This is a genomic window from Bradyrhizobium sediminis, from assembly GCF_018736105.1.
Classification (GTDB): domain Bacteria; phylum Pseudomonadota; class Alphaproteobacteria; order Rhizobiales; family Xanthobacteraceae; genus Bradyrhizobium.
The window spans coordinates 3185329-3198066 of record NZ_CP076135.1 but is presented as its reverse complement, the minus strand read 5'-3'; the positions used below and the strand labels follow the sequence as shown (position 1 = coordinate 3198066).

The window sequence follows — 12738 nt, the reverse complement described above, 5'->3', positions numbered from 1 at the left end:
AAAACTATCTCTGGCCCCGCCCGAATGCGCGATCCAGCGCTTGTTCGGCGCCGCGGCGGGCCAGCGGCCTGATCAAGGGGGAGTTGAACCAGGCCTGGCTCGATCGAAGCGCGCGATCGAGATCTGCGATGCGATACAGCCTGCCCGCCGCGACCACGGCTTCGAGGCTGGAAAGGTTGCCGATGGCTTGGGTCGGATCGCGCCGAAACAACAGAATGTCGGCCGGCGCATCGGTTTCGATGCGGCCCAACCCGCGCACGCCGAGCCGGTCGCCGGCATCTGATGTCGCGAGCTTCCAGACCTGCTCGGCATTGATTCCGGCGTCGGCAAACAGCGCCATCTCCTCAAGCAGGCTGGCGCCCGGAATGACGAACGGCTGCGCGACGTCGGTTCCGAGATATAGCTGCGCACCGGCGTCGAACAGCTTCCTTGCCAGCCGCTGTTTTTTTGCGACCGCCGGGGCCACCTGCCGCTCCAGATAGTCGCGCGCCATCCGGTTACTCGCGCGGTCGGGGTGCCAGATCACGTCGAGATAGAACGGGGGGACTCTCAGCATATCGGGATGCCGGCGGGCAGCTTCGAAATCCCGGTAACACAGCATCCGCTGGTTGGTGACGATGGTCGGAGTGTTGGCGATGCCGTACTTCAGCGTCGTTTCGACGATGCGATCCATCCGTCGCTCGTCGACGGCGTGCCAGTCGCAGGAGCGATTGACCAGCGCGTCGCGCTCCAGCGTACCTGGCTCCGGAACGCCAAAGAAATGCTGGACTTCCGCAATGCGCGCCTCTTCGTAGGTTATTCCGGCCGGCACGTGGCCCATCATCTTGAGGCCGTGCTTTTCGCAGGAGCGCTCCAGCGAGCGGATCATCAGCTCGGTCAGGCCTTCGTAGAATTTGAGGAAGCTCGCCCCGGTTGCCTTGACGCGGGCTGCGGCCGCGTCGGCCGCAGCCGCGCTGGCGTCCGCCAGCAGGATCGTATTCTTGAAGGTCGCCTTGCCGGCGCCGACGAAGGGCCCGCAGGAGAACACGCGCGGCACTGGATGAACGCCTTCGTCGCTCAATCTCCGTGCCGCGGCGACGGCGGTTCCGTCGAGGTCGCCGGCTTCGCGTACGCTGGTCACGCCGTGCAGCAGATAGAGAAGTGCCGCTGCCTGCGTAAGTTTCAAGGCATTGTCCGGCGGCAAATGGACGTGCATGTCGACCAGCCCGGGCAGGGCGAAACATCCTGCGAACTCGGACGGCGGCTCGGTCCGCGTATCGGAAATTCCCGAGATCGCCCCGTCGGAGACGGCAATCGTCGCGTCCGTGCGCCGATCGCGCGTCGGGTTGATGACGGTGACGCCATCGATCTGGAATCGTCCCTCGGCGGCCCGCCGCGGTGGACCCGGCCGCCGAAGCCCAAGACGGTTGAGAAAATTCATTGCAAGACCCGCCCGATATGCCACAACGTCCGCAGCGATAATCATGAATATGAGCATATATTCATAATGTCAACGGAGTTGTGCGCGACATGGCCAAGAAGGCGATTGGCAAACCAGCCGGGCTGCGCAAGCTGCCCACCCAGGCGCGCAGCCGGGCGCGTGTGGCTGATATTCTGAAGGCGGCCGCAGCACTGCTGAGCGAGGTCGGCTACGATGGCCTTTCAACCAATCTGGTCGCCGAGCGCGCGAAGGTCCCGGTAGGCTCGATCTATCAGTTCTTCGAGGGCAAGGACGACATCGTCGCGGCGTTGGTCGAGCAGTTCCAGGACAGTATCCTGAGGCTTGCGAGCGAACAGCTCGATGCAGCCGGCGCCAGACGAGACCGCCGCGCTTTCATCGCGAAGCTTGTCGACGGGGTCGCCGGCATTCAGGCGGAGGCGTCGGCTTTCGTATGCGTATTTTCCGGCAGCCCATCGCACCCGCGGTTCGATAGTCTGGCGCGCGAGCTTCGCGGCACGCTGATGAGCCACCTCGACCGGGTCTTCGCCGAAGCGTTTCCGCGCCTGCCCAGGGACGACCGGAGCCGGATGCTTGCCGCATGGTCGGAAATCACCGGCGCAATGATCTCGAGCCTCGACCGGAGCAGGCCGGGCGAGCGCGGCAAGCTGCTTGAAGAACTCAAGATCATCCTTTGCGCCTATCTCGACGCCAAGCTGGCGGCTGTGGGTTGAGATTCCTGCAGAGCAGCGAGGTCCTGGAAGGGGGCGTAAGATATTGATCCGGCGTCTATTGGCGGGCATGATCCGCCCAAATTCGTGATCTGAGATTGGATAATCAGCGATGAGGAGGCCGGTGGTCGGTGTGATCGCAAACGCGTATCGCATCGAGGATCGATTTGCGACACAGATGTCCGGCGAGCGAAATCTGCGCGCGGTCGCCGAGGTCGCGGGCGCGCTGCCGCTGATGTTTGCCGGCTCCCCCGAAATCACCGATATCGGCGCGCTGCTGGATACCGTTGACGGCGTGGTGCTGACCGGCGCCCGCGCCAATGTCCACCCCGCGCATTTTCGCGCCGAACCGGACCCCAAACACGAGCCCTACGACCTGCATCGCGACGACATGGCGCTGGCATTGTCGCGAGCCTGTGTCGAACGCGGCGTACCGCTGTTCGGCATCTGCCGCGGCCTGCAGGAGATGAACGTCGCCTTCGGCGGCTCGCTGCACCCGGAAATCCGGGAATTGCCCGGTCGCATGAACCATCGGATGCCGCGGCTCGAGAACGGCGAAATCCACCCCGACCCGCTGGTCGTCTTTGCCGACCGGCATGACGTCAATCTCGTTCCCGGCGGTACTTTTGCGAAAATTCTGGGGCGCGAGACCATTCGCGTCAATTCGCTCCACGGCCAGGGCATCCTCGAACCCGGCGAACGCGTCGTGGTCGAGGGGGTGGCGGAAGACGGCACCATCGAGGCGATCCGGATCGCGGACGCGCCCGGCTTTGCACTCGGGGTGCAATGGCATGCGGAATACGATCCGCAACGCAATCCGATCAACCGCGCCTTGTTTCAGGCGTTCGGCGAGGCGCTGGTGGCGCGCAAGCGCCCCACCTAGCCGTCCGCGCCGCGCGCGCTGGGCATCTCTCCGATATGATGAGTGGGCAGCATCCATCCGGAAGGGCCCAAATCTCCTCAAGCCGCCTTGTTCGCTTTCTCCACCCTCACGCCGCCGCCCTCCAGCAACATGACCTTGTTGAGGAGCTTCACCAGCGCATAGACGGCCTCTATCGCGGGCGCCGCCGTATTGGTCAGCTTTGCCATTTCCAGGATCGAACCGATCAGTGCCTCGGTTTCGAGCGAGCGGCCGGCTTCCACATCCTGCAGCATCGACGTCTTGTGCGCGCCGACCGCTTCCGCGCCGGCGATGCGCTTGTCGATGCTGACGCGGAAGCTCACGCCGAGCTTCCGGGCGATGTCCTGCGCTTCCTTCATCATGGTCGCCGCCAAAGCGCGCGTCTCGGCGAACTGGCAAATGTCCACCAGCGTGGCGTGGGTGAGCGCCGAGATCGGGTTGAACGAGAGATTGCCCCATGCCTTGAGCCAGATCTCCGAGCGGATATCCGGCAGCACCAGCGATTTCAGCCCGGCCTTGATGAAGACGTCGTGCAATTCCTTGACGCGTTCGGTCGCCTTGCCGTCGAGTTCCCCGATCGGGAAGCGATCGCCCTCGACGTGGTGGATCACGCCCGGCGCCGTTGCCGCCGCCGCGGGATAAACCACGCAGCCGATAATGCGTTTCGGGTCGATATTCCCGGTGAGGACGCCCGAGGGATCGAGGCTCTCCAGCCGGTGATTGTCGTACTCGCCGCCGAGCCTCTGGAAATACCACCATGGCAGGCCGTTCTGCACCGTCAGAACGACGGTGTCGGGACCAAGCAGCGCATCGATGTCGCGCACCACCTGATCGAGGAAATGCGCCTTCACCGCCAGCACGACGATATCCTGCTTGCCGGCCTCGGCCGGCTTGTTGACGGCCTTCATCTTGGCGGTCTGGACCTTGCCGTCGTGCCACTCCAGCTTGAGTCCGTTCTTCTGGATCGCGGCGAGATGCGCGCCCTGGTCGATGACCGTGACATCCTCGCCCGCCAGCGCAAACTTTGCCGCCAGCAGGCCGCCGATGGCGCCGGCGCCTACCACGCAAATCTTCTTCTGCCTGGGTGGGGCGCCCAACAGATACGGACTGGGCAGCACCTGGTCGAAGACATTGCTGAGGCTGCCGACGCCGTCGATCACGATATCGACGACGTTGTGGGCGTCGGCCATCGTGCCGGCGCCGAGCGAGGTGCCGCAGGCGATGATGTCGCCCGGCATCAGCGTCACGTCCCTGGAAATCGCGGCGACGAGCTTGTGCGGCGGAAAGAACATGTCGGCGACGGGATAGTTCTGCCGCTCCTTGCCGTTCAGGATGGTCTTGACTGACAGTTTTAGCGGATCGAGGCCGGTGGCGATCACAGGGCCGAACACACCGAACGTGTCAAAACTCTTCGCGCGCGCCCATTGTTCGAACGACTTATCCTTGCGCAGCAGGTCGACGGCGGTGACGTCGTTCACGCAGGTATAGCCGAAGATATAGTCGCCGGCTTCGGCTTCGCTGATGTTGAAGCATTTCTTGCCAATGACGACTCCGAGTTCGCCCTCGTAAATGATTTTTCCGGCATAGGTGGCGGGACGCTCGATCGGCTTGTTCGCGGGCCAATACGCATTCGGCGCCTTGAGAAACCACAGCGGTTCTTTCGGCTCCGTGAAATCGTTCTTGGCCGCGAGCTGGTGGAAATTGTTCCACAGACAGATCATTTTCGAAGGATCGCACGGCGTCAAAACCTGAACGGCCGAGAGCTTCAGCGTCTGGCCGCTCGGCTTCGCGCCGGCGAACAGGTCGCCGGTATGAACCGCGATGGTATCGCCATCCAGCGTGCCGAAACCGGTCTTTCCGTCCTGCTCGAAGCGGATCCACTTTGCCATATGCGACCTCCCGGTGCGGTACAGCCAGCGTCGTTTGAAAGCGCGGCCGTTGCTTATTCTAGTCCTCATGCCCGGCCCTGTAACCGTGCACCGCATCATTGGGAGCGCGACCAAGCCGCCGTGGCTTCCCAGTCCGCCGGGAAGGCGCCGCCGCAAAACAAAAGGCGCCCCTCTCGGAGCGCCTCCTGCATTCTCAGGCGGTGGCGTCGGCGGGAAAACCCGCCGGCAACATCACTGCGAATAGTACATGTCGAATTCGACCGGATGCGGGGTCATCTCGAAACGCTCGACTTCGGTCATCTTCAGCTCGATGAAGCTGTCGATGAAGTCGTCGTCGAACACGCCGCCGTTCTTGAGGAAGGCGCGGTCCTTGTCGAGATTCTCCAGCGCCTCGCGCAGCGAACCGCACACCGTCGGAATCGACTTCAGCTCTTCCTTCGGCAGGTCGTAGAGGTCCTTGTCCATCGCCGGACCCGGATCGATCTTGTTCTTGATGCCGTCGAGGCCGGCCATCAGCATCGCGGCGAAGCCGAGATACGGATTGGCCATCGGATCGGGGAAACGCACCTCGACGCGCTTGGCCTTCGGATTGGTGGTGTAGGGGATGCGGCAGGAGGCCGAGCGGTTGCGCGCGGAGTAGGCGAGCAGCACCGGCGCCTCATAGCCGGGCACCAGGCGCTTGTAGGAGTTGGTCGACGGGTTGGTGAAGGCGTTGATCGCCTTGGCGTGCTTGATGATGCCGCCGATGTAATGCAGGCAGGTCTCCGAGAGGTCGGCGTATTTGTTGCCGGCGAACACCGGCTTGCCGTCCTTCCAGATCGACTGGTGGACATGCATGCCCGAGCCGTTGTCGCCATAGACCGGCTTCGGCATGAAGGTGGCGGTCTTGCCGTAGATGTGGGCGACCTGATGGATGCAGTATTTGTAGATCTGCATCTGGTCGGCCATCAGCGTCAGGGTGTCGAACTTCATGCCGAGCTCGTGCTGGGCGGAAGCGACTTCGTGGTGATGCTTCTCGACCTTGACGCCCATCTTGGCCATCGCGCCGAGCATTTCCGAGCGCATGTCCTGCACCGAGTCCTGCGGCGGAACCGGGAAGTAGCCGCCCTTGGTGCGGATGCGGTGGCCGAGGTTGCCGCCCTCATATTCGGTGTCCGAGTTGATCGGCAGTTCCGAGGAATCCAGCTTGAAGCCGGTGTTGTAGGGCGTGGTCTGGTAGCGGACGTCGTCGAACACGAAGAATTCGGCTTCCGGTCCGACGAAAACGGTGTCGCCGATCCCCATCGACTTGACCATCGCCTCGGCCTTCCTGGCGATGCCGCGCGGGTCGCGGTTATAGGGCTCGCCGGTGGTCGGCTCCAGCACGTCGCAGGTGATGACCATGGTGGTTTCGGCGAAGAAGGGATCGATCGTCGCGGTGACGGGATCGGGCATCAGGCACATGTCGGATTCGTTGATCGCCTTCCAGCCGGCGATCGAGGAGCCGTCGAACATCGTGCCTTCGGCGAAGATCTCCTCGTCGATCATGCCGATGTCGAAGGTCACATGCTGCCACTTGCCGCGCGGATCGGTGAAACGCAGGTCGACGTATTTGACGTCGTTGTCCTTGATCGATTTCAGGACGTCTTTGGCGGTCTTCATGAATACCCCTTTTGGCTTACAGGTCATCGCGATCGGGCCGCGGGCGGCGACCGTCAGGCATGGTCAATACAATTGGGCCAAGCCCAACACAATATCAGAGTGCCGCCGAAACCGGCGATTCAGATGGCATCCAGCCCGGATTCACCGGTCCTGATGCGAATGGCTTCCTCGATGTTGGACACGAAGATCTTGCCGTCGCCGATGCGTCCGGTCTGGGCCGCGCGCCGGATGGCGTCGATCGCCTTCTCGACCAGGTCGTCGCCGATCACGATCTCGATTTTGACCTTGGGCAGAAAGTCCACGATGTACTCGGCGCCGCGGTAGAGCTCGGCGTGACCCTTTTGCCGCCCGAACCCCTTGGCCTCGGTAACGGTGATGCCCTGCAGTCCGACTTCCTGAAGCGCCTCTTTCACCTCGTCGAGCTTGAACGGCTTGATGATGGCTTCTATTTTTTTCACTGAACGCCTCCCGGGCACTTCCATATTTCAGACTGCGGTTGGTTTCCACCCGACGCACGTTGCGCAGGTGATCGATCGTTCGTCCTGGACCCTCGTGCGACGATGTCCCGCCGGCCCGGCGAGCGGGCAACCTCATACAATTGACGGTCAACACGATGGTCCAGAGCCGGCTTCCTCAAAAGCAGGGTCTATGCCAAGTTGTTAAGGTGCCTGATTTTGAAATGTTATCAGACTTTTGACGGGCATTGACCAGCGGTTAGAGCGACCGGCCTATGATACTGAAGCACACAAAATAGGCAAACAGCTCAATTGTCATGCAGTCGTCGAAGCTCTGGGATGTGTGAGAGACCGGAAATGCCTCAGGATGAGGCGCGTGGATCGGGAATTCGGCATGGAAGTTCTCACGACCGCTGAGATGGAGCGCGCTGACCGTCTGACCATCGCGGCGGGCACCCCCGGATTCGCGCTGATGCTCAGCGCCGGCCAGGCTGTTGCGGAGGCTGCGATGGACCTGGTGGAGGAGGGACCCATCCTGGTGGTCGCCGGCAGCGGCAACAATGGCGGCGACGGCTTCGTGGCGGCAGCCGAACTCGCCGCGCGCGGCCGCGAAGTCTCGGTCATCCTGCTGTGCGAGCGGGACAGCCTGCAGGGCGATGCGGCGTCCGCTGCGAAGGGGTGGAAATATCCGGTGCTGCCGTTCAATCCGCAGGCGATCGGCAGGCCCGCGCTGATCATCGACGCGCTGTTCGGCGCCGGCCTCAACCGGCCGGTGGAGGGCGCCCCCTTCGACATGATCGAGGCCATCAACGCCAACGGCGCACCGGTTCTCAGCGTCGATCTGCCGAGCGGTATCAACGGTACCACCGGCGCCGTCATGGGCGTTGCGATCCGTGCCACCGAAACGGTGACGTTCTTCCGGAAGAAGCCGGCGCATCTGCTGCTTCCGGGCAGGATGCATTGCGGACGCCGGGTGCGCGTTGCCGATATCGGCATCGATGCGAGCGTGCTCGAGGAAATCCAGCCGCAGACCTTCGAGAACGTTGCTTCGGCCTGGCACAAGTCGTTTCCGGTGCCGCGGATCGACGGCCATAAATACGCCCGGGGCCATGCGGTCATCGTCTCCGGCGATATGGCGGCGACCGGTGCCGCGCGGCTGGCGGCGCGGGGCGCCTTGCGGGCCGGCGCCGGGCTGGTGACGCTGGCATCGCCCCTTGGCGCGCTGGCGGTCAACGCCGCGGCGCTGACCGCGGTGATGGTTCGCGCCATCGACACCGTGGTGGAGTTCGGCGAGCTGTTGGCCGACAAGCGCCTCAACGCCCTCGTGATCGGCCCGGGCGCCGGCCTCGGCGACCGCACCCGCGATCTCGTCCTCACGGCGCTGTCGGCGAAGCGCGGCCTGGTGCTCGACGCGGATGCGCTGACGAGCTTTGCAGAAGCGCCCGATCGCCTGTTCGAGGCGATCAAGGCTTCGCACGATCCGCAGGTCGTCCTCACCCCGCATGAAGGCGAATTTCCGCGGCTGTTCAGCGACATCAGCAACAAGCATCCGCTTCGCTCGAAACTTGAACGGGTACGGGCCGCCGCCGAACGCAGCGGCGCCGTCGTCCTGCTCAAGGGGCCGGATACCGTGGTGGCCTCGCCGGACGGCCGGGCCTCCATCGCCGCCAATGCGCCGCCCTGGCTGGCCACCGCCGGCGCCGGCGACGTGCTGGCGGGGATCGTCGCAGGGTTCCTGGCGCAGGGCGTGCCGGCGTATGAGGCCGCCTCTATCGGCGCCTGGATGCACGGCGAGGGCGCGCGCGAGGCGGGTCCCGGCCTGATCGCGGAGGATTTGACGGAGGTGCTGCCCGCGGTGTTTCGGCGGCTCTATGACGAGTTCGGCATCGACTATTGAGAAGGGCTGCGAGCCGAGCATTCTACTTTGCATGGGGTTGTTTTAGCGATTTTTTGTAGCGAGCCGTTCAAACCAGGTATCTGGCGACTGCCGCTTCGTCCCAGACAAGCCCGAGGCCGGGCCCGCGGGCGGTGACCGCCCCGTCGACGATCGCGACGGGCTCGGCGAGGATGGCGCGAGCGATGTCGAGGACCTCCAGCCAGTGTGCGGTCGGCGTCACCGCCAGCATATGCGCGCTCGCCTCGGCGAACAGGTGGCTCGACATCGGGATCGATGCCGCCTCCGCTTGCGCCGCGACGCGCATCCAGCCGGTGACGCCGCCGCATTTCATCAGATCGGGCATGATGAAATCGCTGGCGCCGGCCGCGATGGCCTCGGCAAAGCCGCGCGGAAACCACCAGTTCTCGCCGGCCTGAATCGGGGTCGGAGAGGTTTCCCGGACCTTGGCGTGACCGAGCAGGTCTTCCTGCGGCACCGGTTCTTCGATCCAGTGCAGGTCGTAGGGCGCCAGACGTTCGATACGGCGTGTCGCTTCAGCCGGATCGAGCGATTGGTTGAAGTCGATCATGAGCGCGATATCCGGGCCGATCAGGGCGCGGACGCCCTTGACCACCCGCTCGTCATTGGCGGCGTCGCCGTCGCCGCCCTTGATCTTGATGCCCTTGAATCCCTGTTCGAGCGAACGTTTCAGGTCGTTGGCGTCGGCAACGGGGTCGACCACGCCGTAACTGTCATAGGCCCGGATCGGCCGCGCCGAGCCGCCGAGCAGGGTGACCAACGGCTGGCCCGCCGTCTGGCCCAGCGCATCCCAGAACGCCATATCGAGGCCGGACACCGCCATGCCGACCAGGCCCTGCCAGCCGAGCAACCTGAACCTGGCATCCATCGCAGCCATCAGGTCGAACGGCGCGATCGGCCTGCCGGTCAGTTCGCGGCCGATCTCTTCGACCAGATGCACCAGCGGCTTTAGCGTCATCTTCGTGTAGGCAAAGATGTAGGAGCGTCCGGTAACGCCTTGATCGGTCGTGACATCGATCAGCACCAAGGGGGCTGCCTCGATCACGCCGAAGGCGGTTTTCACGGGCCGCGCGATCGGGGCGACGACGGCGCGGGCCCTGACGCTGCGAATGGTCGGCGTAGCTGTGCTCATGGTGGTTTCCTCACTCGATACTCTACCATATTGACCATCTTGGGAGGTGCGCCGCCGCTGGCTCGCGGTCTCTTCGATCGACAGCGCCCGGCCAATGTCGAGTTGTTGGCACAGAAACCTCCGCTTTCCAGGCTATGTCAGAATTCCCCTTATGTGTGAGGAACCGGCATGTCGCGCGAACCTTTGACGCTTGGAAAGCCATTCGAAAAGAAGGTGTTGTTTTCGCTCGGCGTCGTCTCGTCAGGCCGGATGCTTCACACTGCCGGCATTACCGCCCGGGACGCCAATGGCGATCTGGTGGGCGCTGGCGATATGCGGGCGCAGGTCGAGCAGTGCTTCAGCAATCTGGGGGATGTGCTGGAAGCCGCGAATGCGAGTTTCGGCGACGTCGTGAAGTATACGATCTATACCACCGACATCGCCCTGTTCGACAGCACGACACGCGACATTCGTTTCCCTTTTTTCGTCGACCGGCCGGCCTCGACGCTGATCGAGGTGAGCCGGCTCATCGATCCCGGGATGCTGGTTGAGATCGAAGCGATCGCCTGTCTCGGTGAGTCATGAGGGGCGAGCCGTTGCTCCCGGAGCGTCCGCTCGCGGACTTCCTCAACGCCGAAGCTGCGCAGCTTGCTGAGGCCTGTACCCGGTGCGGCAAGTGCGTCGAGGTTTGTCCGGTGGTTCCGTTCGGTCCGATGGCCTCGGTGCCGCCGCAGGATGTGGTGGAGCCCGTGGCTGCCTTTCTGGCGGAGGGGCGGCCGATGTCCGAGGCCGCAGGCGCCTGGACGGCGGCCTGCAATGGCTGCGGTGCATGCCTGCCGGCATGTCCTGAAGCCATCAATCCGCGAAAGATGCTGATGCTCGCGGCCGCGAAGCAATCCCGGATATCGTCAAAGACGCCGGAGCTGTTTCGCAGGATGTCGCGCTCCATCAAGATCATGATCGCGATGCAGCTTGTGCCGCAGGAATTCGCAAAATTGTTCGTGCCGGCGCGTCCGCGCGAGGCCGCCATGGTGTTCTATCTCGGCTGCAACGCGTTGCGCACGCCGCATCTGCTGTTCAACACCATGTTTGTGCTCGACGCGCTGGATGTCGATTACGAAGTCGTCGGCGGACCTTCATCGTGCTGCGGCGTGATCAGCACCAAGTGGGAGGGGGCGATATCGACGGGTCAGCGCGTGACCAACAACACCATATCCCAATTCGAAGGGTTCAACCCCGAGAAGGTCCTCAGCTGGTGTCCGACCTGCCAACTACATCTTGGCGAAACGCTGGACGGTTATCGGAAGACGTCGTTTTCGTTCGATCACGTAACGGCCTATCTGGTTTCCCGGTTCGACGATGTGAAGCGCCGGATTGTCCGTCCGGTCGCGCGCCGGGCGGTACTGCATATCCATGCCGGTTGTATCGACGTCGGCCATGCCGTGGAGCGGCTGCTCCGGGCTGTCCCGGGCCTGGACCTTGCCGATATGGTGGTGGAGTCGGGCTATACCTGCGGAGGATCAGGCTGCAGCAGGTCGCCGGAACTGGCGGCCATCGAGCATGCAGCCTTGCTCGATCGCGTGCGGGAGAACGGCGCCGATACGCTGGTGACGCTCTATCACGGATGCCACGCGATCTTTGCCGGCGCGGAAAGCGAGGGGACGTTTGAAGTCCTCAACTTCACCGACATTCTGGTCGAGGCCATGGGCGGCATTCCGCACCAGGACATGCTGAAAAGGTACAGGCTGCTGGATGATTGGGAGATGATCGTCACCGAAGCCCAGCCCTATCTCAGGGCCAACGGGATCGAGATCGACGACGATTGGCTAAAGCGGCATGGGCCGGATATCCTGGCATCAGCCGAATTCAAGGGAGGCCTCGATTGTCTCGGCGTCGCCGCGGCAAGAGCCCAACGACCATGAGCCGCGCGGCCATCATTGCTGCGCCCGTCGCCATGGCGGAAAACGGCCTGTCGCCCAAGTGGAGCCTCGCGCTGTCCGGATTGTCCGCGGCGCAGCGCAACGACATCAGAAAGCGCATGCGGACGCAGATCCTGCCGCCGCGGTCGATTTTGTTCCGGCAGGGTGCCCCCAGCGACACGCTGGTCGTACTGGAAGATGGCCGGGTCAGGCTGCTTCAAACCCAGCGCAACGGCGAGCAATTTGCGTTCGGCGTGTTTGTAGGGGGGACCGTGCTTGGCCTTGCGGCGCTCGTCCTCGACCGGCCGCGCATTCTGACGGCAGAGGCCATCGACCAGGTCGTGATCTCGGTAATGCCGCGGAGCGACTTCGTGGCCTGCACGCGGAATGTGCCGGGCTTTCTCGACAACATCACGCGGCTGCTGGCGTTGCTTTCGGTCGAGAGCATCGAGCGCAGCGGTCCGCTCGCACTCGATGACGCCTGGGTCAGGCTCGGCTCTATCCTGGTGTCGCTGGCGCGCAACGATAGCCGGAATTCCTGCCCGACGATCTCGGGGCTGACTCAGGAGGATCTGGCCAAGATGGTCGGCGTGAGCCGCGCCTGGGTCGGCGCCGCGCTCGCCGAATTCGAACGCCTGTCGCTGATTTCGAAGCGACGCAGCCGGATCACGATCGAGCAACCCGACCGGCTGGCCGATTTCGTTGCGGCAAGCCGTAACCGTTCGCCCCTCCGGCGCTGATCGCGCCGCAACTTTCAGG

The 12738-nt window shown here is 63.7% G+C and carries 10 protein-coding genes and 2 pseudogenes; 6 read left to right on the top strand and 6 right to left on the bottom strand.

Annotated features, from left to right (window positions below; genetic code table 11):
- Positions 1–4 precede the first annotated feature (4 nt).
- Entirely contained in the window at positions 5–1420 is a 1416-nt protein-coding gene (locus tag KMZ68_RS15220; protein WP_215612093.1) for an amidohydrolase family protein, read from the bottom strand.
- 89 nt (positions 1421–1509) lie between these two features.
- On the opposite strand from KMZ68_RS15220, the gene KMZ68_RS15215 reads away from it, so the two are divergent.
- Both KMZ68_RS15215 and KMZ68_RS15210 read left to right on the top strand, forming a co-directional pair.
- Positions 1510–2151: a TetR/AcrR family transcriptional regulator gene (locus KMZ68_RS15215; protein ID WP_215612092.1), complete on the top strand. Its 642-nt coding sequence runs from the start codon at positions 1510–1512 to the stop codon at positions 2149–2151.
- Between the two features lie 109 nt (positions 2152–2260).
- A complete protein-coding gene (locus tag KMZ68_RS15210; protein ID WP_215612091.1) occupies positions 2261–3031 on the top strand; it encodes a gamma-glutamyl-gamma-aminobutyrate hydrolase family protein in 771 nt (256 codons plus the stop codon).
- A gap of 77 nt (positions 3032–3108) precedes the next feature.
- Here KMZ68_RS15210 and KMZ68_RS15205 read toward each other — a convergent pair.
- From KMZ68_RS15205 to KMZ68_RS15195, 4 genes and pseudogenes are all read right to left on the bottom strand, one after another.
- Positions 3109–4062: pseudogene (locus KMZ68_RS15205) on the bottom strand (2-dehydropantoate 2-reductase); the annotation flags it as partial.
- Positions 4063–4167: 105 nt separating this feature from the next.
- Positions 4168–4938 (bottom strand): annotated as a pseudogene (locus KMZ68_RS26035) (fumarylacetoacetate hydrolase family protein); the annotation flags it as partial.
- Positions 4939–5169: 231 nt separating this feature from the next.
- Positions 5170–6579 carry a type I glutamate--ammonia ligase gene (gene glnA, locus KMZ68_RS15200; RefSeq protein WP_215612090.1) on the bottom strand — a complete coding sequence of 470 codons (1410 nt, stop codon included), beginning with the start codon at positions 6577–6579 and terminating at the stop codon, positions 5170–5172.
- A gap of 119 nt (positions 6580–6698) precedes the next feature.
- The gene (locus KMZ68_RS15195; RefSeq protein ID WP_011441447.1) at positions 6699–7037 is read right to left on the bottom strand and encodes a P-II family nitrogen regulator; all 339 of its coding nucleotides are present in this window, start codon (positions 7035–7037) and stop codon (positions 6699–6701) included.
- A gap of 391 nt (positions 7038–7428) precedes the next feature.
- Between KMZ68_RS15195 and KMZ68_RS15190 the strand changes: the two genes are divergently transcribed.
- Positions 7429–8931 carry an NAD(P)H-hydrate dehydratase gene (locus KMZ68_RS15190; RefSeq protein WP_215612089.1) on the top strand — a complete coding sequence of 501 codons (1503 nt, stop codon included), beginning with the start codon at positions 7429–7431 and terminating at the stop codon, positions 8929–8931.
- A gap of 67 nt (positions 8932–8998) precedes the next feature.
- Here KMZ68_RS15190 and KMZ68_RS15185 read toward each other — a convergent pair whose 3' ends face one another.
- Positions 8999–10081, bottom strand: coding sequence for an enolase C-terminal domain-like protein (locus KMZ68_RS15185; protein WP_215612088.1), 1083 nt, complete (start codon positions 10079–10081; stop codon positions 8999–9001).
- Between the two features lie 168 nt (positions 10082–10249).
- Here KMZ68_RS15185 and KMZ68_RS15180 point away from each other — a divergent pair, with 168 nt between their 5' ends.
- From KMZ68_RS15180 to KMZ68_RS15170, 3 genes are read left to right on the top strand one after another with little or no spacing between them, the layout of a single operon-like run.
- Complete coding sequence (locus tag KMZ68_RS15180; protein ID WP_215612087.1) at positions 10250–10645, top strand: RidA family protein; 396 nt, start codon at positions 10250–10252, stop codon at positions 10643–10645.
- 11 nt (positions 10646–10656) lie between these two features.
- Positions 10657–11982, top strand: coding sequence for a (Fe-S)-binding protein (locus KMZ68_RS15175; RefSeq protein WP_215612086.1), 1326 nt, complete (start codon positions 10657–10659; stop codon positions 11980–11982).
- Positions 11979–12719, top strand: coding sequence for a Crp/Fnr family transcriptional regulator (locus tag KMZ68_RS15170; RefSeq protein WP_215606458.1), 741 nt, complete (start codon positions 11979–11981; stop codon positions 12717–12719). The genes KMZ68_RS15175 and KMZ68_RS15170 overlap by 4 nt, the downstream gene beginning before the upstream one ends.
- Positions 12720–12738 lie beyond the last annotated feature (19 nt).

Coding starts and splice junctions, on each gene's coding strand:
- KMZ68_RS15220 (WP_215612093.1), bottom strand. CDS start 1,420: ATGAATTTTCTCAACCGTCTTGGGCTTCGGCGGCCGGGTCCACCGCGG.
- KMZ68_RS15215 (WP_215612092.1), top strand. CDS start 1,510: ATGGCCAAGAAGGCGATTGGCAAACCAGCCGGGCTGCGCAAGCTGCCC.
- KMZ68_RS15210 (WP_215612091.1), top strand. CDS start 2,261: ATGAGGAGGCCGGTGGTCGGTGTGATCGCAAACGCGTATCGCATCGAG.
- glnA (WP_215612090.1), bottom strand. CDS start 6,579: ATGAAGACCGCCAAAGACGTCCTGAAATCGATCAAGGACAACGACGTC.
- KMZ68_RS15190 (WP_215612089.1), top strand. CDS start 7,429: ATGGAAGTTCTCACGACCGCTGAGATGGAGCGCGCTGACCGTCTGACC.
- KMZ68_RS15185 (WP_215612088.1), bottom strand. CDS start 10,081: ATGAGCACAGCTACGCCGACCATTCGCAGCGTCAGGGCCCGCGCCGTC.
- KMZ68_RS15180 (WP_215612087.1), top strand. CDS start 10,250: ATGTCGCGCGAACCTTTGACGCTTGGAAAGCCATTCGAAAAGAAGGTG.
- KMZ68_RS15170 (WP_215606458.1), top strand. CDS start 11,979: ATGAGCCGCGCGGCCATCATTGCTGCGCCCGTCGCCATGGCGGAAAAC.